Source organism: Arthrobacter sp. JUb115, assembly GCF_004365035.1.
Lineage (GTDB): Bacteria > Actinomycetota > Actinomycetes > Actinomycetales > Micrococcaceae > Glutamicibacter.
Genome location: NZ_SOBS01000011.1, coordinates 15,977 through 38,973 on the forward strand (window position 1 = coordinate 15,977; position 22,997 = coordinate 38,973).

A 22,997-nucleotide genomic window follows, 5' to 3' on the forward strand; every position below is an offset into this window, starting at 1 on the left:
TCATCCGCCGTTCACCTTGGACCCCAGGAGAAGTTTTGCGAACCACCGGACCTGCCCGGCCACCTCTGCCTCGAACCGCCGCTTTCACCGCGATTGCCAGTATGGGCCTGGTCCTGCTGCTTTCGGGCTGCGGGTCGGACTACCCGCTGGGAGAAGAGCAGCGCAAGGCCGCTGAATCGAATACCTCTAGCCTCCAAGGCACGCTGACCGGTGGCGGATCCACCGCGCAGAATTCCGCCATGAACGCTTGGACCACCGAATTCTCCACCATGCATCCCCAGGTCCAGGTGCAGTACGCCTCGGTGGGCTCCGGCGCCGGACGTGCCGGGCTCTTGGCAGGCGGCACCGAATTCGCCGGATCCGACGCTTACCTGAAGGAAGAGGAAGTCCAGCGCTCCATCGAGACCTGCGGCCCGCAGGGTGCGATCAATATCCCGGCGTATATTTCCCCGATCAGCATCGCCTTCAACCTGCCGGGCATCAAGGAATTGAACATGGATGCCCCAACGATCGCCAGGATCTTCTCCGGTGAGATCCGCTCCTGGCAGGACCCGGCCATCGCCCAGCTGAACCCGCAGGTCCAGCTGCCCGACCTGCCGATCACCGGGGTGGCGCGCGCCGACGATTCGGGCACGACCGAGAACTTCACCGAGTACCTGCATGCGGTTGCTCCCGAAGCCTGGCCGCACGAGCCGGATGGCGGCTGGCCGGATGCCACCGGCCTGGAGAAGGCCCAGGGCAATGCCGGTGTGGTGACCACCGTGACCCGCGCCGTGGGCGCGGTCACCTATGCCGATGACTCCCTGGTGGATAAGTCGCTGGGCAAGGTGAAGCTGAAGGTCGGCGAGGAATTCGTGGCAGTCAGCGGGGAATCAGCGGCCAAGGCAGTGGCCGAATCGGAACGGGTCCACGGCCGCGGTGAGCACGATATCGCTCTGGAGCTGGACCGCAAGACCACCGCCGCCGGCGCGTACCCGATGGTGCTGGTCTCCTACCTGCTGTTCTGCAGCGGCTACGAGGATCCGCAGACCGTGGAACTGGCCAAGACCTTCGGCCAGTACGTCGTCAGCGACCAGGGGCAGAAGACCGCAGCCGACTCGGCCAAGAGCGCGCCAATGCCGCAGCAGCTGGCCGAAGATGCCCGCGAAGCCATCGATTCGATCTCCGCGCGCTCCTGATTCGGGCGAACAGCCTTGCTGCATCCATCCGCAGGATGGATGCAGCAAGGCTAGCTATGCAGCAGCCTTGGCTGCCGCGCGGTACGCGCGATTTCGCGACCCGAGCAGCGCCGCGCCGATGACCGCGGCTAGCAGCGAGCCGCACAGCACCCCGACCTTCACGTACTGCGCTTCCTCGCCGCCCTGGCCGAAGGCCAGCTCGCCGACCAGCAGGGAGACGGTGAAGCCGATGCCTGCCACGAAGGACAGCCCCAGCACATCAGGCCATTTGATGCTGCCATCCAGCTTGATTCCCGGGAGCCTGGTGACCAGGAAGGTGGCGGCGGTGATGCCCATCGACTTGCCCAGCACCAGGCCGGCAATGATGCCCAGCGCCACCGGGCTGGCCAGCGCTTCTCCCAGTCCGGACAGGCCGCCGACCGGAACACCGGCGGCGAAGAAGGCGAACACCGGAATGGCGATGATGGAGGAGGGAATGGACCACCGGTCCGCGAAGTGGGCGGCCAGGCCTTCGTGGATCGCTTCGCCCTGCTCGGTGCTCCCGGTGCGCACATGCGCCCGCTGGGTGGCAATCACCGGAACCATGAAGCCCAGCAGCACGCCGGCCACCGTGGCGTGGATTCCCGAGGCATGCACCAATGCCCAGACGGTGGCGCCGAGCGGGATCAGGACCCACCAGGCGCGGACCCCGCGCTGCACTGCCAGCGCGAATGCCGCCAGTGGCAGCAGCGCGAGGAGCAGCGGCAGCCAGGCCAGGTCATCGGTGTAGAAAATGGCGATGATGGAAATGGCCAGCAGGTCATCGACCACCGCCAGCGTGAGCAGGAAGGTGCGCAGGGCAGGGGGCAAGAACTTGCCCACCACTGCGATCACGGCGATCGCGAAGGCGATATCAGTGGCTGCGGGGATTGCCCAGCCGTTGATGGCGGAGCTTCCCGATGCGGAGATGACAAGGACGTAGAACAGTGCCGGCAGCGCGACGCCGCCTACGGCTGCGGCCACCGGAACGATCGCCGTGCGCGGATTGCGCAATTTGCCGACAACGAATTCTTCCTTGAGTTCCAAGCCGACAACGAAGAAGAAGATGGCGAGCAGGCCGTCAGCGGCCCAGGCTCCGACCGAGAGATTCAAGTGCAGGGACTCGGGGCCGAAACGGAAGTCGCGCAACCCCTCGTACCATGGGGCTGCAGGGGAATTGGCCAGGACCAAGGCGGCGAGGGTGGCGCAGAGCAGCAGCAGCCCGCCCATCGAGTCCTGCTTGAGGGTTTGGCGGATTCCACGCCACAGGGCGTGGGGTGCTTGGCGGGATACGCCAGTTGAGGGGTATGGCAAAGTAACGGGTCTTTCTGGGATCCGGGAAAAGGGCACGAGGGCGCGCGGAATCCACAGGAGAAAAACCAGGAATCGGGACCGCGCAACTAGTGGCGCGGTGGCGGGCAGCCGGCGATCTCGCCGTGGGCGTTGGTTCCCCAGGAACTCAACCACCCATTGGTGCCGCTGGCTAGCTTGGTCAGCAGTTTTCCCTTGGGGAAAACGGCAGCGAGAAGCCGCTGCGCATGCGTTGAGACAACCAGAGCCATGCTTCCAGTCTACAGACCAGCGATGCATTGGCCTAACTCGAGACGTCCCGGCTGCCGTGGGCCCGACGCTAATGCATCAGGCTGGCGAACATCTTCAAGCGCACCGCCTTGGCGGTGGCCATGTGCGCCTGGATGAGTCCGCTGGCCTTGGCGCTGTCGCGCTCGCGGATGTTCTCCACGATGCGCTGGTGCTCCTCCAGCGCTTCGGTCCACCGCGAGCCAACCGAGAGCGTGGATGTAGGGGCATGGATCTGGTGGGTGGCCAGGCGCTCCAGCAGATCCTCCAGCACCGGGTTGTGCGCGGCGCGCCAGAGCGCGCGGTGGAACTCGATGTTGGTGGCCAAGCGGGTGGCGTCATCTGGTTCGGACAGTGCGCGGTCCCGGTCAACCAGGGCCTGCAGACGCATGAGGTCCACTTCGGTGCGCACCGAGGCGGCTTCCTGGGCGGCCTGGCCCTCGAGCAGGATGCGCAGGTCGTAGACCTGCATGATCTGCTCGGGGTCGATTTCCTTGACGAAAAGACCGCGGGCGCGGCGTTCCAGCAACCCTTCATGCAGCAGGCGGGTCAGGGCTTCGCGCACCGGGGTGCGGGAAACTCCAAAGCGTTCTGCCAGGGCGACCTCGCGCAGGGCATCCCCGGGCTGGAATGCGCCTTGCAGCAAGTCGTCCTTGAGCTGGGCATGGATTGAATCCGAATCGAGCTTGGCCATGATCCCCATTCTCGTCTAAGGCTGGATGGCGGGTAAAACCATTGTTCCGCCAGTACAGGCGTACTGGCGGAACAAGGGGATTTAGTACTTAGGCAAGGTTACCGGCACGCCGGCCGAAGACCACACCGGCAGCCAGGCCGGAACCGCCCGGGTAGTTGGCCGAGAACAGGCCGCCGAGCATTTCGCCGCAGACGTACAGGCCTTGGATGATCTCGCCGTTCTCGTCCAGCACCTGGCCGTCGGTGTTGCCCTTCAGGCCACCGAAGGTGAACGTGATGCCGCAGGTGACCGGGTAGGCGTAGAACGGGCCGGTCTCCAGCGGGTTGGCCCAGTTGCTCTTGGGGGGAGTTACCTTCGCGGCGCGCCCATCGAGCACGTTCGGGTCGTAGGCGATGGAGGTGTCGATGGAAGCATTGAATTCCGAGACGGTCTTGGACAGCGCCGCTGGATCCACGCCGATCTTCTGCGCCAATTCCTCAACGGTGTCGGCGATGACCTCGGAGATCTCCGGCATCTCGTACTCTTCGGCGCGCAGCATCGGACGCAGCGACGCGTCGAAGACCTGGTAGGCGATGGAGTCCGGCTGCTGCAAGATGACCTTGCCGTACTTGGCGTAGGTCAGGTTGCGGAAGTCCGCGCCCTCGTCCAGGAAGCGCTCGCCGCGGTTGTTCACGATGATCCCCAGCGGGTAGGACTGGCGGGTCAGGCGGTTGGTCAGCTCGCGGTTGGATTCGTTCTTCGGGGTCAGCGCGTCCCATTGGACCGAGTGGCAGGTGCTCCAGTCCCCGCCCTTGGCGGCGCCGATTTCCAGGCCGGCGGCCAGCATCTCGCCATTGTTGAATGGGGTGCCGCGGACCTTGGCGTTCTGCCAGCCTTCGCCCAGGTGCTCCTGGCGCCATTGCGGGCTGGATTCGAAGCCGCCAGCGCCGAGGATGACCGACTCGGCGCGCAGTTCCTGCTCTTCGCCGTTGGCGCGGACCTTGACGCCCACCACCTTGCCCTCTTCCACGATCAGGCCGTAGACGTCCTGCTCGAAACGGACTTCGGTGCCCAGCTTCTGGGCTACTTCCAGGTGGTCCTTCATCAGGCCTTCGCCGCCGTCGACGTTGCCCACGTGCAGGCCGCCCCAGAACAGGTAGCCGCCCTCGGGGGTCTTGTAGGCCTGGCGTTCGTACATCAGCCGGTACTTCAGGCCCAGGGATTTGAGCCAGCGCAGGCCGGGTGCTGCTTCCTTGACCAGGACTTCGGTCATTTCCTTGTCGTTGCGGCCTTCGGTTACCTTGGCGATGTCGCCGGCGTAGTCGGCCTTGGAGTAGGGCGGAACTTCGGAGAGCGGGTGGCGCTCATCGAATTCGACCAGGTCCTGCAGGTCTTCCAGGCCGTTGTGCGCGATGCGGGTTGCGCCTGCGGTGTAGTAGCTGTTGCCACCGAACTGGTCGCGGGGTGCCTTCTCCAGGAGCAGTACCTTGCGGCCGCGGGTCACTGCCGCGTGCGCTGCGGTGAAGGCAGCGTTGCCGCCGCCGACCACGATGACGTCTGCGACGTTGGCAGCGGTTTCCTGAGCATGGGTTGTCATGAGATGGCCTTTCGGAAATGAAGACGTGGGAAAACGTGGATCCGAAATTAGTGTATACACTAATGTGCATTAAAAGCCAGTGGAGTGCAGGAAATATAGCCGACCCACGAATACCGGTGCTCGGGACGGCCTGCCGAACCGTAGCGCGGACGCAGCTGGGCCTTGCCCGCCGTGACCAGGAAGTCCAGGTAGCGCCGGGCACTGACCCGGGAGATCCCGCAAATTTCGGCAACCTCCAAGGAAGACAAGGTGCCATCCGGCTGGCCAGGTGCGCTGCGCAAGGCTTCTCCGACCAGTGCCATGGTGGGCGCGGTGAAGCCCTTGGGCAATCGTTCGGTCTGGGCGCCGGTGACGGCCCCGGGGGCCAGTTCGAGGACTTCGGGGATCCTGGCATCCCCTCGTCCACTGGCGGCCTGGAGCAGCTGGTCGATCTCGGCCTGGCCCAGCTCGTCGATCTGCTCCTCTGGCTGCGCCACCGCTTCGGGCTGCGCCGAAACGCGCTGGGCATAGAGCGCCAGACGCTGCTTGAACTCGTCCACGGTGAAGGGCTTGACCAGGTAATCCTCGACGCCGTGGCCCACTGCTTGGCGCACCGCATCGCGTTCATTGTTGGCGGTAATCATGATGACGTGCGCGTCGGACCCAGCTGCGCGCAGCTGGGCCAATACTTCCAGCCCGGTCAGATCCGGCAGGTGCACATCGAGCAAGACCAGATCCACCTGCCCGGATTGCACAAAGGGAACCACGCCGGAACCGCGCTCCAGCACGCCGACCACTTCAAAATGCTCCATGCCCTGCAGGTAGCGGCGATGCAGCCCGGCCACTGCGAAGTCGTCATCGACCACGAGTGTCTTAATCATTGAAGTAATCTCCTTGCGCGGGAACGGGAATGCTCTGCTTAACCATAGGTCGCTTCGACGGAGGCCAGGCGACGATGACCTCGGCTCCGCCCAGATCACTGGACCCGAACTTCAGCACGCCACCGCGCCGGGTCCGGATGCGGTCCACCAGGGCCAGGCCGATGCCCCGTCCGTGGACTGCTCCCGGCGCCCCGGTTTTGCTGCTGTAGCCAAGCTGCACCAGGCGGGCCGCGTCGCCTTCCTTGATGCCCGGGCCGGAATCACTGACCGCGATGCGCATGCCGGTGGGCCCGGCGTTCAAGTGCAATGACACCACGCCGCCATCATCGGCGGCCTCGATGGCGTTGGCCAGCAGGTTCGAGGCGACGGTGATGGCATCGTCGTCAATCGCGGTTCCGGGCACCACCGCGGAGAACGGGTGCAGTTCCAGCCGGACCCCGGCTTCGCTGGCCACGGCCTGCTTGGCAACGAAGAGCGCTGACAGGGTGGGGTCGCCCAGGTGCGTTTCCGGATGCTCGCCGCGAGCGCCGGAGAAACGCTGGATATGCTCCTTGGCTTCTTCGTATTCGCCGATGGACATCAGCCCCGAGAGCAGGTGCAAGCGGTTGGTGAATTCGTGGGCCTGGGCGCGCAGCGTATCGGCCAAGGACCTCTGGCCGCGCAACTCGCGCAAGGTCTCTTCCAGCTCGGTATGGTCGGTCAAGGTCAGGGTGCGTCCATAGTGCTTGGGTCCCAGCATCGCCTCGCGGCGGGTGGCGATCAGCACACGCTCTCCGGAGAGCACGTTCTGCACCGATTCGGCCTCGGGGGAGTCGCTGCGCAGCAGGTCTACCAGGCTCTGGTCCAGGACCTCTTCGGCTTGCTGGCCCACAGTGTCTTCGGGAAGATCCAGCAGCCGGCGCGCTTCTCCGTTGACCAAGGTGAGCCGGCCATTGCCATCCACGCCCAGTACGCCATCGCTGACTCCGTAGAGCACGGCCTGCTGCGCCTGCTTCAGCGAATCCACCTCTTCGGGGTCAACCCGGTAGATCCTGCGGATGGCCCGTTCGACCAGCGCGGCCGCGAGGCTGCCGATGGCCACGGCCAGGATAATCCACGGCGCGAACGCCCAGACGATATCAACCAGGCTGGCGCGCACCTTGCTTTGCAGGATGCCCACGGAGATGGTGCCAACGATCTTCCCCTCCTCGAAGACCGGTTGCTTCACCCGCAGGGTGACGCCCAGGGGGCCTTCCTCCACGCCCCTGAAGGTTTCGCCGTTGCGGATGGATTCATGATCCGAGGAAACCGGCTGGCCGATGGACTCGGGTTCGGGGTGGGCCACGCGAATGCCGTTCAAATCGGCAATGGTCACATAGTCCACTCCGGAGGCCGACTCGGCCAGGTGGGCCAGCGGGGCGACGACTTCGGCTGCGTTTCCGGGATCCTCGGCCAGCGCGTGGCCAATCGGGGCCAGCTGGGCCGTTTCCTCGGCCACCAGGGCGACGCGGCTGAAAGCGCTGTCCTCCACCCGGTTGATCTCGAAGCGCATCACGATCACCGAAACTGCCAGCAGCGTGATCAGCACGATGGCTAATTGCAGGAACAGGATGCGAACCCGGAAGCGCTGGCTGTTCTTTATCCATTGCATGGTGGACCCGCTTGCTCCCGTTGTTTTTATTTTCTTAATTGCCCGTTATGACCAGAACCGCATTCCCGGTGTGTTTCGGCTCACTTTGACTGCACACTGGGAAAGGCCGCACCGGGAATCGGTGAGGTGAATCACTAACAATGAGGTTACGGAAAATGGTGAGCAAACGCATCTTGAGCCGGTCCCTGTACGGCGTTGTCGTCGTGGCGGTAGCGGGACTCGCATTCACCAACGCGGCAGCGTCGGGCGGAGAGTCCTCGGCGCGGAACAAGTTGGTCATCATGGCCCCTGCCTCGCCCGGCGGCGGCTGGGACGGCTTCGCCCGTGAAGCCCAGCAGGCACTGAAGTCCATCGGCGCAGTGAACAACGTGCAGGTCACGAACATCCCGGGAGCTGGCGGCACCATCGGCTTGAGCCAATTCGTGCAGATGACCGGGCGCCACGACATGCTCATGGCCACCGGCGGGGTGATGATCGGCGCAATCGAGCTGGCCAACTCCGAAGCCACCATGAAGGACGTGGAGCTGGTCGCGCGCATGTCTGATGACTACGCGGTGCTGGTAGTGCCGGCCAAGTCCGATATCAAGACCCTGGACGAGTTCATCGCGGCCTGGAAGAAGGACCCGGGGAAAACCTCGATTGCCGGCGGTTCGCTGGGTTCGATTGACCACCTGCTCACCGGTGCGGTGGCCCAGGAAGTGGGCATCGACCCGTCCAAGGCCAACTACATCGCCTACTCCGGCGGCGGCGAGGCACTGACCTCGATGCTGGCAGGCACCACCGTTGGCGGCATGTCCGGCTATAACGAAGTAGCTGACCAGATCGAAGCCGGAAACCTGCGGGCGCTGGCCATCTCCTCCGAAGAACGGCTGCCGGGGGTCGACGTCCCGACCTTCAAGGAACAGGGAGTTGACGCGGTCATGGCCAACTGGCGCGGCTTCGTCGGTGCCCCGGGCATCACCGAAGAGGACAAGCAGGTCTTCGTGGACATGGTCCACGAAATCCATGAATCCGAGCAGTGGAAAGATGCGCTGGAGCGCAATAACTGGACCGACAGCTTCATGATCGGCAAGGAATTCGAAGACTACGTGGACAGCGAAATCGAAGTCACGGAACAAATCGTCAAGGGACTGGGACTATGAGCATTCAAGCACCCCAAGCAACAGAAGGCACCGGCAACGGCACCGGCACCCGCCGTAACGCCGCCCCTGCCCAGAACTTCTTCAGCGGGCGCAGCGAACTGATCGTCCCGGCTCTGGTACTGGCCCTGGCGCTCTTCCTGACTTGGCAGACCGCCACCATGGAGGTACTGGGCAAGTCGGTCCCCGGCCCGCAGTTCTTCCCGACCATTGTGTGCGTGCTGCTCTACGGTGTGGTCATCGCCCACACCATCCAGATTTTCCGCTCCCCGCGCGGCGGCGCAGCCGCGCCGGCCGCGGAAGAAAAGCAGTACAAGACCCAGTCGGACTGGAAGACCATGGGCATGGTGGTTGCCGGCGTCATCGGCTTCATCCTGATCCTGCCCTACGCCGGCTGGATCCTCAGCGCGGCAGCCCTGTTCTGGGTCGTTGCCCGCGCACTGGGCAGCAAGAAGGCGCTCTTCGACGTGAGCATTGCACTGCTCTTCTCCTGCGTGATCCAGTTGGCTTTCAACGCCGGACTGGGATTGAACCTGCCTGCGGGATTCCTGGAAGGACTGCTCTAGATGGAACAGCTCAATCTGCTGCTTGAGGGATTCTCAAACGCACTGACCCCAATGAACTTGCTGTGGGTGCTGCTTGGTGCCCTGCTGGGCACCGCCGTAGGCGTGCTTCCCGGCCTGGGCTCGGCGATGGCCGTGGCGCTGCTGCTGCCTATTACCTTCTCGCTGGATCCCACCGCGGCATTCATCATGTTCGCCGGCGTCTACTACGGCGGGCTGTTCGGCGACTCCACCTCCGGCATCCTGCTCAATACGCCGGGCAATTCCTCGGCGATCGCCTCGACCTTCGAAGGCCACCGGATGGCCCGCAGCGGCCTGGCCGCCAAGGCCCTGGCAACTGCGGCCATGGGCGCCTTCATTGGCGGCCTGCTGGCCACCACCGTCGTGGTGTTCTTCGCCCCGACCCTGGTCAAGCTGGCCACCGCTTTCGGTCCGGCTGAATACTTCGCGCTGGCGGTCTTCGCCTTCCTTGCAATCTCTTCGGTGGTTTCCGACTCGATCGTCAAGGGCCTGGTGGCCCTGGGTATCGGATTGGTCTTGGCCATGGTCGGGGTGGATGGGCCTTCGGGAACCATCCGCTACACCCTGGGCCTGCCTCAGCTCTTTGACGGCATCTCCATTGTGGTGATCACCGTGGGCCTGCTGGCCCTGGGCGAAGTGCTGCACATTGCCTCGCGCATCCACCGCGATCCGGAAGCCGTGAAGATCAAGCCAAGCGGCCGTCCGCGCCTGCACCGCCACGACATCAAGAAGGCCCTGCCGGCATGGCTGCGCGGTACCGCTTTCGGCCTGCCTTTCGGCATCATCCCTGCTGGCGGTTCCGAGGTGCCGACCTTCTTGGCCTACGGCACCGAAAAGCGCCTGGCCAAGCGCCGCGGCGATATCGAATTCGGCCAGATCGGTTCCATCCGAGGCGTGGCTGCTCCGGAAGCCGCTGGCAATGCCACCGCCGGCACCGCCATGGGCGCCTTGCTGGCCCTGGGCCTGCCCACCAGTGCTACCGCGGCCATCATGATCGCCGCCTTCCAGCAGTACGGCATGCAGCCAGGCCCGCTGCTGTTCGAACGCAGCGGCCCCATGGTGTGGACCCTGCTGGCCTCGCTGTTCATCGGACTAGTGATCCTGCTGGTCATGAACATGCAGTTCGCGGTGCTGTGGGCCAAGCTGCTGCTGGTCCCGCGCCACTACCTGTACGCAGGCATTACCGTGCTCTCGGTCCTCGGCGTCTACGCCATCAGCGCCGCGCTGCTGGATCTGTGGATCCTGCTGGGTGTGGGACTGGTTGGATTCGTGATGCGTCGCTACGAGATCCCCTTGGCTCCGGTTCTGATTGCAGTGATCCTCGGCCCGCTGGCCGAAACAGAACTGCGCCGTGCACTGACCGTCTCGGAAGGCGACGCGGGCATCCTGGTTTCCAGCGGAATCACGATTACCCTGTACTCGATCCTCGCATTGACGCTGGCATTCACCGCCTACAAGCACGTGCGTGCTAGCAAGAAGGCCAAGGAAGATGCCCAGCTGATCAACGCCTGATCATCTCCTTTACAGCAAAGCACAGCACAGCACAGCAGGCCTTGCCGCCTCTACCGCGGCAAGGCCTGCTGTGCGCGTTCAAGGCGCGTGGCAGCTCGGCGACGTCCCGATCCGAAGCCGGCGGCTGGACGCTTCCTGACTGCGGCTTGCCTGCGGTAGCTGCCCAGAGCACAGTGGGCTGTGGACGATGAAAGGAGCATGAATATGCCAGACCTAGCAGGCAAGAAAGTTCTTGTGGCAGTTTCCAACCGCGGAGTCGAGCAGGATGAGCTGAAGAAGCCAGTGGAGCACTTGCGCCAAGCCGGTGCGGAAGTGGTGATCGCGGCCCCGGAGGCCGGCCAGGTCAAGTCGCTGGTCGGCGATTGGGATCTGGGGGAGGTCTTCGAAGCCGGTGAAGCGCTGGCGGCAGTGAACGAACAGGATTTCGACCTGCTGCTGATCCCCGGCGGGACGCTGAATGCCGACAATCTCCGCTTGGATGCCGATGCCCAGCGCATTGCCAAGTCCTTTGCCGGTTCGGGCCGGCCGATCGCTTCCATCTGCCATGGGCCATGGCTGCTGGTGGAAACCGGATTGGCCAAGGGCAAGACCTTGACCTCGTACACCTCGATCAAGACCGATGTCGTCAATGCCGGCGGCACCTGGAAGGACGAACAGGTTTTCCGCTGCCCGGCAAACGGCTTCGTGCTGATTACCTCGCGCAATCCAGGCGACCTCGATGCGTTCAACAGCGCCATTGCCGCGGAGCTCAGCTCCTAGCAATTGGCCGCCAGCCGGCCAAGCCGCCGTCGAAGCCAGTCTTCCGGACGGCGGCTTCGCTGCGCTGGACCGGAGCCCGCCATCCAGGGCTTTGGCGGTCGAAGGGCACGCCACCAAGATGTGGTTGTCGCGTATTCTCCCACCTGTGGAGGCAGGAACATGGCTGCAGATTATGACGAGGTTCGTCCGGATTTCGCCGCGGCGTCCGAGAAGACGCTCAAGGACGTGCAACAAGCCGATGCCCCCGACGCGAAGAGCGTTGTGGCCGAGCTTGAAGAAACCGACCTTTCCGATGGCGTGGAGCTCCCTGGCGCCATCGTCGAGGAAGAGCTGAGCGTTGAAGTCCCCCCGCAAGCAGCGGATGAGTTCCACTGCGCCAGTTGCTTCACTATCCGCCATCGCAGCCAAGCCGTGCAGAAGACTGGCCTAGGCGTCATCTGCCGCGACTGCGCCAGCGAACTCGCCTAGATTCCTGGGATTCCAAGAATCCCGGCGTTCGGCCATCCAGGCGTTCCAAGGAATTGGGTATGGCGATGACGCTGAGGACTTTGCCATGGACTGCATGGAAAAGCGGACACCCCGGCATGCCAGGGTGCCCGCCTCAGCAATTCAGCATCTGGTCACGCCGCTTGCGGGTCCCGATGCTGTCCGGTCGCCTTGCGGGAGAGGAGCAATCCCAAGATGATCATGAGCGCACCGAGCCCCAGATGCAGCCAGTTATCGGCATCGTTCAGCGGGATGAAGTTGGCGGCGCTGTCGAAATCAATGACTAGCCCGTAGACCCACAGGGCCAGGTAGATGATTCCGCCGCCAATGAGGTAGCTGCGGGCAGCAGGCACGGTTCGCGCCATCAGGTAGCCGGCAACACCGAAGAGCAGATGCACGGCATTGTGCAGGTACGAGACCTGGAAGATGCCCAGCAGCTTGGCTTCAGAGTGGTGGCCGGCACCAGAGAGCGATTCGTAGTTGGTGGTGATTCCCGGAATGAATCCGAGGACACCGACCAGAAAGAACACGATGCCGACCGCCAGGGCGGCCTTCTGCACCAGCGGACGTGTTGCTATGACAGGATCTTTTGGATGTTCCATGATCTTGCTCCTTCATTCTGGCTGTTGCGATCGGAAGGAAACGTTGGCCCGGTATGCCGGCCGCCGTCATGCTAGCCACGCTAGGGGATTGCCGGCTGGATGGCACGGGAATCTTCCAGTACCTAGGGAACGTCCAGCAACGGAGGTGCGTGGATCGGGGCGGAACCCGGCACCCGCCGGATTCCACCCCGATCACCGCTGCGTGCAGGTTCAGCTCCTGCGCTAAGCCAGCGCGCCGGCGCTAGCGGGTTTGCCGGCCGCCTTCCCAGCCCTCGGCCTGAACCTGTTCCTTGCGCAACTGCGCTTCGAGGCGTTCTTCCTCGATGACTGTTTCCTTTTCCAGGCTGACCCGCTCAACTGGCTCAACAGTCTTCTCTACGACGGGGCGCTCCTCGTGCAAGGTCACCTCCTGCTCGTCTTCAGCCAGTTCTCCGCTGGTGCCAGCGGCTTCGGCATCCGTGATGGGCTCGCGCTCAAGCCTCACTTCCTCATGGCTCACCGGCACCGTGGTAGCCACATCCTCGGTGACCACGTGCTTGCGCAGGCGTACCTTGCCGGTATCCACGCTTTCGGTTCCCACATGCAGCCGCTCCTCGGAACGGATGGCAGAGGCCTGGGAAGTGCCGGCCCCCGGATCACGCACGTCTTCCCGCGCATACTCGGCGCGGGTATCGGTCTCCGGGACGCCGGGCTGCACGGCGGCCTGGTCAGCTTCCTGGTAGGACAGGCTGTAGTAGTGGTAGAGCTCCTGCTCCTGCTCTGGGGTGAGCTGGCCCTCCGGATCGATGTTCGGGGCGTCCTTGACGGTCTGCTTGTTATAGGGCACCGAGAGCGTATCGCCGGCGACGGTTGCCTGGCTGAGCGGAACGAAGCTCTCGGAGAGGCCGAAGAGGCCCGTGCGGACGGTCGCCCATTCCGGCTGCCCGCTGCGGTCGTCAAGGAAAATCTGGCCGAATTTGCCGATCTTCTGGCCGTCGGGGCCAATGACGGTGCCGCCAATTGCGCTGAGTTCCTGAAGTTGTTCTGTGCTGATCATGGGTCTGTCCTCCTGCTGCGTTCGACTTCGGATCAATCCAGTAATTCCAGTCCGGCTGGCCAGTGGCCGGCCGGCTGAAGCTGCGCCTCCAAGTGGGCGTGACGGCCCGCAGCTTGGCTTCTTGCAGTGCATTGACAAGCCGCGGTGATTAGAGCGTGGCACACTTTGCAAGCCCTTGCACTCGGGCTTGTGCTTGCATGGCCGCAAGCTCAGTAGCAGCTGTGAAAAGCAGTCAGCAAGTGCCCGGGGGAGCTATCGGGCGTAGGGCGAGGCGGGTGAACGGGTGACTGAGAACAGCCGCGTCCGCAGCTGCGGCGAAGCTGGAAAATCGCTGGGTTTCCTGCCGGGAACGGCCGTCCCTGGCCAGCTGCCGTCTAATGTTCAGTTCGTATTGCTGCCCAGGGAAGGCGAACCAGCATCCATGACCAGGACCTTTGGGATCGAAGAGGAATTCTTCCTCGTGGATCCGGAAACTGCCGCCCCGGTGCCGATGGCCGATGAGCTCAGCGCCCAGCTGCTTGGCCTCGATCTGCAGGGCACCACGGTCCACCGCGAACTTCTGGCCAGCCAGCTGGAAATCGTCACCGGAATCTGCACCTCTGCGCAAGAAGCCGTGGAAGCGCTGGTGCTGCGGCGCGCCGCCATTGAGCGGATCTGCCGCGAACACCAGGTGCTTCCGCTTGCTTCGGGAACGGCGCTGGGGCTTCCGAGCTCTACGGAGTTCACCAAGGGCCAGCGCTACGCAACCATCCACGAGTTCGTCCCGGGGATCGCCCGCGAGCATTTCATCAACGGACTGCACATCCATGTGCATGTCCCGGATGCCGCCGCCGGAGTCCGGGCGCTGAATGCCTTGCGCGGCTGGTTGCCGCTGATTGCGGGAATGGGCGCGAACTCTCCCATCTGGAACGGGGAGCCGACCGGCTTCGCGTCGTGGCGGACGGTGCACTACCGCAGATGGTCTGCGGCAGGCATCCCGCCGGCGTTTGCGACGGCGCAGGAATACCAGCAGCGCATTGAGGACATGATCACCTCCGGGGCGTTGCTTGATCCGGGACATATCGGCTGGTTTGCCCGCTTATCGGTGAACCATCCGACCATTGAAGTGCGGGCGGCGGACACGCAGATGGCAGCCGGCGAATCCGTGGCCCTGGCTTTGCTCATCCGGGCCATCGTGGATACTGCCTCGGCAACACAGAACCCCGCCAGCACGGCAGCGTCCGAGGTTCTCGACCTGGGCCTGTGGCAAGCGGCGAAGTCGGGGGTGGAAGGCACCTATTTCGATAGCGAAGCCAGGACTCCTGTGCCTGCCAAGGCCATGATGAAGCGGGTGCTCGATTACGCGGGCCGTCAATTGCAGCGCAATGGCGATGAACAGTTCGTGGCCGATTACCTCGACTCGCTCGCGAATCTCGGCAATGGTGCCACGCGCCAACTCGAGAGCTGGAACCAGGGCGGAGCGAAGCAGGTCGTGGCTGATGCCGCCAAGCTGTTCGCGCAAGCCTGACAGGTTTTTGCAGGAGCAACGCGAACAACCAGGGGAGCGGCGCGCATGGAGAAATACCGCTTGTAGCGGGTTCGGCAGAGGCCTACTATCAAGGCAGGGAGTCGATCCTGCATGAACGGCCAGCACTGGGGTGTTGGGGCGGAGGAAAGTGATTCCTGCATACTCGCAACAACGAGGGGGAATCATGAGCACTCCAGCTGCAGTACCCGGGCGCATGACCAAGGAGCAGAAACGCGTCGCGGGAGCGACCATGGTGGGCACCACCGTGGAGTGGTACGACTACTTCATCTACGCCAATGCGGCGGCCCTGGTCCTGGCCCCGCAATTCTTCACTCCCGCCGAAGCGTCGCTGGGCTCCATCATCGCTTTCGCCACCGTCGGCATCAGCTTCCTCTTCCGCCCGTTGGGCGCGATCGTGATGGGCCGGGTGGGCGACAAGTACGGCCGCCGAGCGGTGCTGATCATTACCCTGGTCCTGATGGGCGTCGGCACCACATTGGTGGGCTTGCTGCCCACCTATGCGAGCATCGGCATCTGGGCTCCGATTCTCCTGATCTTCCTGCGCATCGTCCAGGGCTTCTCCGCCGGCGGCGAGTGGGGAGGCGCGGCACTGATGGCAGTGGAGCACGCGCCGGATCATGCCCGCGGCAAATTCGGCGCCTTCCCGCAGCTCGGTGTACCGGCCGGCATGCTGCTGGCCTCCGCGGTCAGCGCCATTATCGCCGCCGTTCTCTCCCCGGAGCAGTTCATGGCCTGGGGCTGGCGCATCCCATTCCTGCTCAGCTTCGTGCTGATCCTCATCGGCTACTACATCCGCCAGCGCGTGGAGGAATCCCCGGTCTTCGAGGAAATGGCCCGGACCAAGCAGACCGAGTCGGCCCCGCTGTCCACACTGTTCAGCAAGCACCCAAAGAAGGTCATCCAGGCGACGTTGGTATTCATGGGCAACAACACTGCCGGGTACATGCTCACCGGCGGCTTCATCCTGGGCTATGCAACGAACAAGCTGGAACTGCAGGCTGGCGACATCCTGAACATCATCACCATCGGCTCGCTGGCCTGGCTGATCTCCACCTGGATCGGCGGAGTGGTCTCGGACCGCATTGGCCGCAAGAAGATGTTCATCATCGGCTGGGTGCTGTTGCTGGCCTGGCTCTTCCCGCTGTTCCTGCTCATCGAGACACGAAACCTGGCCTGGGTCACCGTGTCCCTGGTGGTCTTCGGCGCTTTCATGGGCTTCTCCTACGGTCCGTTGCCGGCGCTGTATGCCGAGCTGTTCCCGGCCCGCATCCGCCTGAGCGGTTCCTCGATCAGCTACGCCCTGGGCTCGGTGATCGGTGGCGCGTTCGCCCCGACCATTGCCGCGGCGCTGGTGGGCCAGTTCAATACCACCGTGGCGGTCTCGACTTACCTGTTCATCTGGGTGGGCGCTTCGCTGATCGCAACCCTGACCTTGAAGGATCGCACCGGAGCTGATTTGTATCCGCAGGAGGGCGCAACCGGAGAATCGGGAGGCCGCACAGAGGTAGCCGGGCCCGAGCATTTGTGAGCAGTGGCGGTGAACGGGCAACTAGCTGCCCGTAACATCTGCGATACAAACTGCTGATATCTTGTCGCTCATGACGTTGCCCATTGAACCCGCAGACTTCCAGGATCCCTCCCTGGGAGCCTTCCTCGAAGCCCACCTTGCTGACATGGCGCCGCAGTCGCCGCTGGAGTCCCAGCATGCCTTGGACTTGGCTGCGCTGCGCCAGCCAACCGTCCGGCTCTGGGCAGCGCGGAAGGACCAGCGCATAGTGGGCACTTGCGCGTTGGCGGTCTTGGAGCCGGGCCACGAGGAGCTCAAGAGCATGCGGACGGACCCGGACTTCCGCGGGCAAGGCGTCGCTTCCCGGTTGCTGCTCCATGCGCTGGAGGATGCAGCAGAGCGCAAGCTATCGCGCATATCCCTTGAAACGGGAGCGATGGAGTTCTTCGCACCTGCACGCGCGCTGTACCGAAAGCACGGCTTCCAGCAATGCCAGCCCTTCGGTTCCTATCTGGAGGACCCTAACAGCATCTACATGACCCGGATCCTCGAACTGGACTAACTCTTGGGCATGGCGATGCCAGGAATTCTTGCGCCCATCGCGGCAAAGGCCATGAAGGACACCAAATTCGGTCGTTTCCGGGCAAGGCTGGAGCGCTGGCGAGGACTGGCTGAATCTAACTTGCTTGCCGACTGTCCATCAGCCCGCCACTTCCGGAGGGTTCCTAGCAGTGGTGGGCTGATGGATTGCTTAATATGATCGCCAGGAGACAGCTGGCTCGGGGTGGCTGGTCGGGGTGTGGACGATATCGAAGTAGACATCGGTCTTTTCAGGATCTGGGAAGACGCGGTAGGTGAATTCTTCGCCGGCGAGCGTGACGATCTGCGAATCGCGGGTGAACAGCACCTTGCCAGCGTCATCCTTGGCGACGATGCTGCGGGTCTTGCCATCGTCGCTGACGGTCCAATCGCCCTGCATCTTGGGAGAGTCATCCAGGTTGTACATGTCGAAGGTGCCATCGGCGCGGAAGTAGGCGTTGCCCACGAAGTTGCTGACATCCTTGTCGGAGAGCTCCACTGCTTCGCCCTGGGCATCCGTGGCACCGGTGGTTTCCCAGGCGGTGGAGGACAGGATCTCGGACGGGGTCATGGTGCCGGTGGCTGCTGCTGCGCCCTGCGTGGCTTCGGCGGTGCTGCCTGCGATGGCCTGCCCGGCCTCGGCGCCGGCGGTGCACCCGGCCAGCAGCCCGATGGCCAAGGATGCGCCGCCCAGCGACATGAGCAGCTTGGAGGTGTTAACGTGCTTCTTCATGGGTTCTGCCTCGATTCACAAAAGATGATGTCCACTAAGGCCCGGTGGGGCTTGGTGATAAATCAATCTTGTCGTTTCAAGCCAGCAAAGACATCGGCCATCAAGCTGGGACTGGCGGCCTGGTGGATGAGTCTTCCAGCGCCTTGCGGTACCTAGCGCATGCCCTCCCGGCGGAGGGCGGTGGTGATCGCCTCGACGCGTGTTTCCACGCCCAGCTTGGCATAGATATGGGCCAGGTGGGTCTTGACCGTAGCTTCCGAGATGAACAGCCGCTGGCTCAGCTCCTTGTTGCCAAGCCCCTCGACCAGCAGGCTGAGCAATTCCGCCTCGCGGGGAGTCAGAGCCTCGTCGGGGTTGCGCAGCCGGCGGAAGAGCTTGGAGGCCACTGGGGCGCTCATCACGCTCTTTCCGTTGGAGGCACCGCGCACGGCGCTGAAGATCTCCTCCGGAGCGGCATCCTTGAGCAGGTAGCCCATGGCGCCGGCATCCACGGCCCGCACGATATCCGCATCCGAATCATAGGTGGTGAACACCAGCACCGCCTGCTTGGCGTTGCGCTGGTGGATTTCCTTGATCGCGTCGATGCCGTCCATGCCCGCGCCCATGGCCAGATCCATGACAACGACATCGGGGGAAAGATTTTCAAGGATCCGCAGGGCGGCCTCGCCGGAGTCGGCCTCGGCGATGACCTCGATATCCGGCTGGGTATCAAGCAGCGCCTTCAGCCCGCTGCGGACCACGAGATGGTCATCGACCAGAAGCACTGAAATTGTTGTCATGAGTTGTTCTCCTCGCTGGGGATCAGCGCGGCGATGATGGTCCCGGAGCGCGGGGTGCTTTCCACCGAGAATTCCCCGCCGAGTTGTTCCACGCGCTGCCTCATGGCGCGTAGCCCGTAGCCGCCGGACTGGGATGGGGCCTGGAGCTTTTCCGGGGTGAAGCCCCGGCCGTTGTCATGGATGTCCAAGGTGACGGTGTCCTGGAGGAAACCGATGGTGACGGTGGCCTGCTCCGCGCCGGAGTGCAGCTTCACGTTGGCAGCGGCGCTTTGCACCACGCGCAGCAGGGCATGGCGGACCTCGGGCGATACCGGGCGCTCGGTGCCAACGACATGCATCTGGAGATCCGGGAGGTAGGCGGACGCGGCTTCGCGGAGCACCTCGGGCAGAGGACCGGTATCCGTCGCCGGCGAGGCCAGGTCGTGGACCAGCCGCCGGGTTTCCATGAGGTTGTGCCTGAGCAATTCGCTGGCCTGGCGGACCTCATCCTGCGAGGAGGTTGTTGGCCAATTCCGGTTGGCGGCTTCCAGCAGCAGCAGGCTGCTGGCCAAGCCCTGGGTTACCGTGTCATGGATTTCCCGGGAGACTCGTGCCCGTTCGGTGATGATCCCGGCGCGGCGCTCGCTGGCCGCGAGCTGCAGCTGCGCACTGGAGATCTCTTCGTTCAGCCGGCGCTGCTCTGCCGCGTCCTGTTCCATCCTGTCGAAGATCAGGGTCAGCATCGCGCCGATGGCGATGGGCCCGAGAAGCATCACGATGTCCCTGTCATCGCTGAACATGAACCAGCTCAACGCCGCGGCCAGGACGGTCAGCCCGCCTGCCAGATACCCGGCCAATCCTCGCAGCGTCCTGCGGCACAGGAAGAAGAGCCCGAAGGAGCACCAAGCAAAGCTCGGGGCGAGGAGCACCAGGACCGAGGAGGTGGCTACCAGCACGATGACCCAAGGTGCCTGCTTGTACTTCCTGTTCACCAAGAACGCGGTGACCAGGTAGAGCGCGCAGACCACGCCGGCGAGCACCATAATCCAGAGATTTTCCACCGGATCATGGCGCAGGACGTAGCGGATGAGTGCGGTGAACATGAGCACGGCAAAGCCGACATGCACCAGGGTGTCGATGTTGGCTCGAGGCGCAAGCATGAATTTAGGGGGAGCAGTAGCGGTAGGAATGGCAAGACCTTTGTCGTGATGTAGATGCTTTCCCCATGGTAGGACCTGGGACAGGTTTTGTGCTCCGCCTTCTGGATGGTTTTCATCGCCTATCGGACGATGCCCGCAGCAGCCGTGGTGTTGGATGATGGGAGGAAGCCCGTTTTCCGGACTACGGGAGATCCCCAGCAAGGAGCGCTCATGAGCAAGAACCAGAACCCGTCAACTGCCACGGAGATCAGGGCTACTGGGCATGGAAGAAGGGCCTTGGGCATCGGGGCGCTGTCTCTTGCGGGTTTGGCTGTTCTCTCGGGGTGCTCCATGGCAGCGTCTGAAGCCAAACTCGTTGGTACTCCGGAACCGTCCAGTACCGAATTCGCATCTCCAGAAACCACGGCACCGGAAGCGAGCCTCACCGCCGTGGAGCAGGATGAATTGGATCAGCGGCTGATCCGCGCGGCCAAAGACAATGACGTGGAACTGGTGCAGGAACTGATCTCCGGGGGTGGGGACGTCAACGCCAAGGATGATCTTGAGGATTCGGCCTTTCTCTATGCCGGGGCCGAGGGGTTCAACGAGGTTCTGGAACTAGCGCTGGAGAATGGGGCGGACGTCGAAAGCCTCAACCGCTATGGAGGGACCGCGCTTATTCCGGCCAGCGAGCACGGATATGTGGAGACCGTGAAGATGCTCATCGAGGCTGGTGTTCCGCTTGACCATGTGAACAATCCCGGATGGACCGCGCTGCAAGAAGCCGTCCTGCTTGGAGATGGAGGACCAAACCAGCAACAGGTCGCCAGGCTGCTGCTGGCCGCCGGGGCAGATCCGGGGATCACCGACCCGCAGGGCCGCACCGCCCTGGAGAATGCGCGCCGGCTCGGATTCGACGAGCTGGCCAAAACCATCGCCGCGCATCAGTAGTTCCCCGGCGCAGGATTGAGCTGATCGCAGGGCTGCCTGGCGGGGTGGTTCCACTCATATTTCTGAAGAGCCAGATTAGTCCGCGATAAGTTCCCGCCCGATTCGCTCAGAAGCATGAACAACGGATATGGGGTCGATGAGGCGCTGCTGGAATTAAGAGGATCTTGCGGCGATCAATCCCGGCTGCCCGAAGTCTCATCTTGCTCGGAATCAAAGTCATCGATTGACTGAAATTCGCTGACGCCGAATCCCGGGCTCGTGGCGATGCCTGGGCGGTATCCCTCCACATAGCCGAAGTAGCTACCGCCGTCCTCATCGGTATCCGTTTCGGATTCTGGATCGCTGGTGCCGCCGAGGAAACTGCGGGTCAGGGCGGCTGAATCATCCATCAACTCGCCCGCGGCTACGCGCAGGTGATGTCCTGTCGGAGTGGCGTCCTGCAAGGCCGCTAGAAGCACCGACCGACGGATCAGTTCGCGGGCAAGAGATGCGGTGGTCCCCTCGATAGTTCCCGCTACCTCGTCCAGGGTTTTGGAATCCAGCCCGATCTTGGAACCATAGAGTTCCAGCAGCTTGCGGCGTCCGGCTAAATCAGGCCGGGGAATCTCCACTGCTAAATCTATGCGCCCGGGACGCTGAACCAGAGCTCGTTCCAGCGACTCAACGCGGTTGGTGGTCAGCAGGAATACAACATCAGCATCAGAATCCAGCCCGTCCATTGCATCGAGCACCTCGAAAAGCAGCGGCTGCGGGCCGTGGCCGAAGGAACGGTCCTCGGCGATCAGATCGCAGTCCTCCAGCACCACCACGGCCGGTTGCAGGGCGCGTGCCATGCGGGCGGCCTCGCTAATGAATTGCAAGGTATTGCCCGAGAGTAGCACCACCGTGTGGTCGGTGGCTTCGGAAACCAGATGCCTGACCGTGTGGGTCTTGCCCGTGCCTGGCGGACCGTAGAGCAGTACCCCGCGCTTCAGATGTGCGCCGTGGCGCAGTAACACCTCGCGCCGGTCTCCGATGCTGGTGACCTGTGTACTGATGCGTTCCAACGTGCCTTCCGGGAGGATCACCTGGTCGGCGGTGACCTGTGGGCGCGGATGGAAGCTGACGCCGGCCACCGACGCCGAGTATTCATCGTTGGAGAAAGAGATGACCTGGCCGCGGAATATGCTGCTGGAACGCAGTCCTTCGCGGAAGCCAGAAAGGAAGCGATCGATGGTTGTGCCGTCGGCGCAGACGATTTCCAAGGTGGCAGCACTGCGTCCGTACTGCGGATTGGCCTGACGCAGCAACAAAACCGTAGGATGCCCGCCCAATGTGAACAGAAAGACGCCAAGGCTCACGAAGCGTTGGTGTTCACCTGGGCCTATGGGTAGCAGAACATAGCCAGGTTCGCCCAACAGGCCCTGTTCGTAGCCCTGTGTGAGCAACTCGGAGAGATCTGAATGGTGTCTTGAATTGCCGGACAGGCCGAGCAACTGGACGTCAGTGGCTGCAGCGAGCAGTCCGTCAATTACATTGTTGGCGTCAGCCAGCCGGTGCGGTCCGAAGGATTCGGTGACCACGGAAAGCGTGGAGGGATCGATGCTCAGATATTCGGCCACTGCCGGGCGTAGCCGGCGGCCAGAAGCCTGCGGCAGTGACTGCTCGGCTAATTTAGCAAGAGATGCAAAGTGCGTGATGAAATCGCTCAGCTGTGGATCCATGTCCTGAAGGCTATCAGTCTAACTGTCCTTTAATCCGTGGGTCACCGAAAGTTTCTTCAAGCTAAGCAGGAGATGCTCTTGCTCGCTCTTAGCTGATCGGAGGGTGCGAAGCCTATGTAGGCGACTCACCATCCAATCGCCATGTTCAGGTTCTTCGCCGAGGCATGCATCCGGCCCCGGTCTGGTCCTGTTACAGCGGCTAGGAGGACGCGGGTATCTTCGATGATTCGGGTTGCCAGCAACATGCTGGCGTTCGGTGCGACCCCTGGAATCGGATCACATGACCGACCAGACGGTCCTGATCGATGGCGGGATCAACTTCTCCTGAGACGCAAATAGGGTAAGGATTCCACCGTGGGGCACCGTTACTCCAGGGTGGAATCCTTGGCTTCATTCGATTGGCGGCCTCGAAACTAAGACAAGGTATGGGCGCTAGGCGTCCGCGGG

22 protein-coding genes are annotated in these 22,997 nt (G+C 63.3%); 10 read left to right on the forward strand and 12 right to left on the reverse strand.

Annotated features, from left to right (window positions below):
* Positions 1 to 101: 101 nt before the first annotated feature.
* Positions 102 to 1,178, forward strand: coding sequence for a phosphate ABC transporter substrate-binding protein PstS (gene pstS, locus EDF61_RS15960; RefSeq protein WP_286172312.1), 1,077 nt, complete (start codon positions 102 to 104; stop codon positions 1,176 to 1,178).
* A gap of 54 nt (positions 1,179 to 1,232) precedes the next feature.
* On the opposite strand, the gene nhaA is transcribed toward pstS, so the two are convergent.
* The 6 genes from nhaA to EDF61_RS15985 all read right to left on the reverse strand — a co-directional run bounded on the left by nhaA (position 1,233) and on the right by EDF61_RS15985 (position 7,534).
* Entirely contained in the window at positions 1,233 to 2,510 is a 1,278-nt protein-coding gene (gene nhaA / locus EDF61_RS15965; protein ID WP_133834756.1) for a Na+/H+ antiporter NhaA, read from the reverse strand.
* Positions 2,511 to 2,596: 86 nt separating this feature from the next.
* A complete protein-coding gene (locus tag EDF61_RS18855) occupies positions 2,597 to 2,758 on the reverse strand; it encodes a hypothetical protein (protein ID WP_166650850.1) in 162 nt (53 codons plus the stop codon).
* A gap of 68 nt (positions 2,759 to 2,826) precedes the next feature.
* A complete protein-coding gene (locus tag EDF61_RS15970; protein WP_286172299.1) occupies positions 2,827 to 3,468 on the reverse strand; it encodes a GntR family transcriptional regulator in 642 nt (213 codons plus the stop codon).
* An 88-nt stretch (positions 3,469 to 3,556) separates the two neighbouring features.
* Positions 3,557 to 5,044 carry an FAD-dependent tricarballylate dehydrogenase TcuA gene (tcuA, locus tag EDF61_RS15975; RefSeq protein WP_133834757.1) on the reverse strand — a complete coding sequence of 496 codons (1,488 nt, stop codon included), beginning with the start codon at positions 5,042 to 5,044 and terminating at the stop codon, positions 3,557 to 3,559.
* Positions 5,045 to 5,103: 59 nt separating this feature from the next.
* Positions 5,104 to 5,904, reverse strand: coding sequence for a response regulator (locus EDF61_RS15980; RefSeq protein ID WP_133834758.1), 801 nt, complete (start codon positions 5,902 to 5,904; stop codon positions 5,104 to 5,106).
* Positions 5,897 to 7,534, reverse strand: a complete 1,638-nt coding sequence (locus EDF61_RS15985) for a sensor histidine kinase (RefSeq protein ID WP_133834759.1) — start codon at positions 7,532 to 7,534, stop codon at positions 5,897 to 5,899. Before EDF61_RS15985 ends, EDF61_RS15980 begins: the two co-directional genes overlap by 8 nt.
* Positions 7,535 to 7,689: 155 nt before the next feature.
* Between EDF61_RS15985 and EDF61_RS15990 the strand changes: the two genes are divergently transcribed.
* The 5 genes from EDF61_RS15990 to EDF61_RS16010 all read left to right on the forward strand — a co-directional run bounded on the left by EDF61_RS15990 (position 7,690) and on the right by EDF61_RS16010 (position 11,996).
* Complete coding sequence (locus tag EDF61_RS15990; protein WP_105662135.1) at positions 7,690 to 8,676, forward strand: Bug family tripartite tricarboxylate transporter substrate binding protein; 987 nt, start codon at positions 7,690 to 7,692, stop codon at positions 8,674 to 8,676.
* The gene (locus EDF61_RS15995) at positions 8,673 to 9,239 is read left to right on the forward strand and encodes a tripartite tricarboxylate transporter TctB family protein (RefSeq protein ID WP_105662134.1); all 567 of its coding nucleotides are present in this window, start codon (positions 8,673 to 8,675) and stop codon (positions 9,237 to 9,239) included. Before EDF61_RS15990 ends, EDF61_RS15995 begins: the two co-directional genes overlap by 4 nt.
* Positions 9,240 to 10,769 carry a tripartite tricarboxylate transporter permease gene (locus tag EDF61_RS16000; protein WP_133834760.1) on the forward strand — a complete coding sequence of 510 codons (1,530 nt, stop codon included), beginning with the start codon at positions 9,240 to 9,242 and terminating at the stop codon, positions 10,767 to 10,769. It abuts the gene before it with no gap.
* Positions 10,770 to 10,973: 204 nt separating this feature from the next.
* Positions 10,974 to 11,528: a type 1 glutamine amidotransferase domain-containing protein gene (locus EDF61_RS16005; RefSeq protein WP_133834761.1), complete on the forward strand. Its 555-nt coding sequence runs from the start codon at positions 10,974 to 10,976 to the stop codon at positions 11,526 to 11,528.
* A 159-nt stretch (positions 11,529 to 11,687) separates the two neighbouring features.
* Positions 11,688 to 11,996 carry a DUF4193 family protein gene (locus EDF61_RS16010; protein WP_133834762.1) on the forward strand — a complete coding sequence of 103 codons (309 nt, stop codon included), beginning with the start codon at positions 11,688 to 11,690 and terminating at the stop codon, positions 11,994 to 11,996.
* Positions 11,997 to 12,148: 152 nt separating this feature from the next.
* Here EDF61_RS16010 and EDF61_RS16015 read toward each other — a convergent pair whose 3' ends face one another.
* Positions 12,149 to 12,616, reverse strand: a complete 468-nt coding sequence (locus EDF61_RS16015) for a DUF4383 domain-containing protein (RefSeq protein ID WP_133834763.1) — start codon at positions 12,614 to 12,616, stop codon at positions 12,149 to 12,151.
* A gap of 241 nt (positions 12,617 to 12,857) precedes the next feature.
* Positions 12,858 to 13,652, reverse strand: a complete 795-nt coding sequence (locus EDF61_RS16020; protein ID WP_133834764.1) for a YsnF/AvaK domain-containing protein — start codon at positions 13,650 to 13,652, stop codon at positions 12,858 to 12,860.
* Positions 13,653 to 13,935: 283 nt separating this feature from the next.
* On the opposite strand from EDF61_RS16020, the gene EDF61_RS16025 reads away from it, so the two are divergent.
* The 3 genes from EDF61_RS16025 to EDF61_RS16035 all read left to right on the forward strand — a co-directional run bounded on the left by EDF61_RS16025 (position 13,936) and on the right by EDF61_RS16035 (position 17,249).
* Positions 13,936 to 15,159 (forward strand): carboxylate-amine ligase, encoded by a 1,224-nt coding sequence (locus EDF61_RS16025; protein ID WP_133834765.1) that lies wholly within the window; start codon positions 13,936 to 13,938, stop codon positions 15,157 to 15,159.
* 184 nt (positions 15,160 to 15,343) lie between these two features.
* Positions 15,344 to 16,708, forward strand: coding sequence for an MFS transporter (locus tag EDF61_RS16030; RefSeq protein ID WP_208294289.1), 1,365 nt, complete (start codon positions 15,344 to 15,346; stop codon positions 16,706 to 16,708).
* A 70-nt stretch (positions 16,709 to 16,778) separates the two neighbouring features.
* Positions 16,779 to 17,249 (forward strand): GNAT family N-acetyltransferase, encoded by a 471-nt coding sequence (locus tag EDF61_RS16035; protein ID WP_133834766.1) that lies wholly within the window; start codon positions 16,779 to 16,781, stop codon positions 17,247 to 17,249.
* A gap of 189 nt (positions 17,250 to 17,438) precedes the next feature.
* Here the strand turns inward: EDF61_RS16035 and EDF61_RS16040 are convergent, their stop codons facing one another.
* From EDF61_RS16040 to EDF61_RS16050, 3 genes are all read right to left on the reverse strand, one after another.
* Positions 17,439 to 17,999, reverse strand: coding sequence for a DUF4822 domain-containing protein (locus tag EDF61_RS16040; RefSeq protein ID WP_208294290.1), 561 nt, complete (start codon positions 17,997 to 17,999; stop codon positions 17,439 to 17,441).
* 152 nt (positions 18,000 to 18,151) lie between these two features.
* Entirely contained in the window at positions 18,152 to 18,778 is a 627-nt protein-coding gene (locus tag EDF61_RS16045; RefSeq protein WP_133834767.1) for a response regulator, read from the reverse strand.
* On the reverse strand, positions 18,775 to 19,917 hold the full coding sequence (locus tag EDF61_RS16050) for a sensor histidine kinase (RefSeq protein ID WP_133834768.1): 1,143 nt from the start codon (positions 19,915 to 19,917) through the stop codon (positions 18,775 to 18,777). The genes EDF61_RS16045 and EDF61_RS16050 overlap by 4 nt, the downstream gene beginning before the upstream one ends.
* A 210-nt stretch (positions 19,918 to 20,127) precedes the next feature.
* Between EDF61_RS16050 and EDF61_RS16055 the strand changes: the two genes are divergently transcribed.
* Positions 20,128 to 20,847: an ankyrin repeat domain-containing protein gene (locus EDF61_RS16055; RefSeq protein ID WP_286172300.1), complete on the forward strand. Its 720-nt coding sequence runs from the start codon at positions 20,128 to 20,130 to the stop codon at positions 20,845 to 20,847.
* A gap of 173 nt (positions 20,848 to 21,020) precedes the next feature.
* On the opposite strand, the gene EDF61_RS16060 is transcribed toward EDF61_RS16055, so the two are convergent.
* Positions 21,021 to 22,550 carry an AAA family ATPase gene (locus EDF61_RS16060; RefSeq protein ID WP_133834769.1) on the reverse strand — a complete coding sequence of 510 codons (1,530 nt, stop codon included), beginning with the start codon at positions 22,548 to 22,550 and terminating at the stop codon, positions 21,021 to 21,023.
* Positions 22,551 to 22,997: the final 447 nt, after the last annotated feature.

Excerpts from the sequence above, each read along its gene's own strand:
- EDF61_RS16005 (WP_133834761.1), top strand. The coding sequence starts at position 10,974 with ATGCCAGACCTAGCAGGCAAGAAAGTTCTTGTGGCAGTTTCCAACCGC.
- EDF61_RS18855 (WP_166650850.1), bottom strand. The coding sequence starts at position 2,758 with ATGGCTCTGGTTGTCTCAACGCATGCGCAGCGGCTTCTCGCTGCCGTT.
- EDF61_RS15995 (WP_105662134.1), top strand. The coding sequence starts at position 8,673 with ATGAGCATTCAAGCACCCCAAGCAACAGAAGGCACCGGCAACGGCACC.
- EDF61_RS16015 (WP_133834763.1), bottom strand. The coding sequence starts at position 12,616 with ATGGAACATCCAAAAGATCCTGTCATAGCAACACGTCCGCTGGTGCAG.
- EDF61_RS16035 (WP_133834766.1), top strand. The coding sequence starts at position 16,779 with ATGACGTTGCCCATTGAACCCGCAGACTTCCAGGATCCCTCCCTGGGA.
- EDF61_RS16045 (WP_133834767.1), bottom strand. The coding sequence starts at position 18,778 with ATGACAACAATTTCAGTGCTTCTGGTCGATGACCATCTCGTGGTCCGC.
- pstS (WP_286172312.1), top strand. The coding sequence starts at position 102 with ATGGGCCTGGTCCTGCTGCTTTCGGGCTGCGGGTCGGACTACCCGCTG.
- EDF61_RS16060 (WP_133834769.1), bottom strand. The coding sequence starts at position 22,550 with ATGGATCCACAGCTGAGCGATTTCATCACGCACTTTGCATCTCTTGCT.
- EDF61_RS16030 (WP_208294289.1), top strand. The coding sequence starts at position 15,344 with ATGAGCACTCCAGCTGCAGTACCCGGGCGCATGACCAAGGAGCAGAAA.
- EDF61_RS15980 (WP_133834758.1), bottom strand. The coding sequence starts at position 5,904 with ATGATTAAGACACTCGTGGTCGATGACGACTTCGCAGTGGCCGGGCTG.
- EDF61_RS16010 (WP_133834762.1), top strand. The coding sequence starts at position 11,688 with ATGGCTGCAGATTATGACGAGGTTCGTCCGGATTTCGCCGCGGCGTCC.
- EDF61_RS16000 (WP_133834760.1), top strand. The coding sequence starts at position 9,240 with ATGGAACAGCTCAATCTGCTGCTTGAGGGATTCTCAAACGCACTGACC.
- EDF61_RS15970 (WP_286172299.1), bottom strand. The coding sequence starts at position 3,468 with ATGGCCAAGCTCGATTCGGATTCAATCCATGCCCAGCTCAAGGACGAC.
- EDF61_RS16020 (WP_133834764.1), bottom strand. The coding sequence starts at position 13,652 with ATGATCAGCACAGAACAACTTCAGGAACTCAGCGCAATTGGCGGCACC.
- EDF61_RS15990 (WP_105662135.1), top strand. The coding sequence starts at position 7,690 with ATGGTGAGCAAACGCATCTTGAGCCGGTCCCTGTACGGCGTTGTCGTC.
- EDF61_RS15985 (WP_133834759.1), bottom strand. The coding sequence starts at position 7,534 with ATGCAATGGATAAAGAACAGCCAGCGCTTCCGGGTTCGCATCCTGTTC.
- EDF61_RS16055 (WP_286172300.1), top strand. The coding sequence starts at position 20,128 with ATGAGCAAGAACCAGAACCCGTCAACTGCCACGGAGATCAGGGCTACT.
- tcuA (WP_133834757.1), bottom strand. The coding sequence starts at position 5,044 with ATGACAACCCATGCTCAGGAAACCGCTGCCAACGTCGCAGACGTCATC.
- EDF61_RS16050 (WP_133834768.1), bottom strand. The coding sequence starts at position 19,917 with ATGCTTGCGCCTCGAGCCAACATCGACACCCTGGTGCATGTCGGCTTT.
- EDF61_RS16040 (WP_208294290.1), bottom strand. The coding sequence starts at position 17,999 with ATGAAGAAGCACGTTAACACCTCCAAGCTGCTCATGTCGCTGGGCGGC.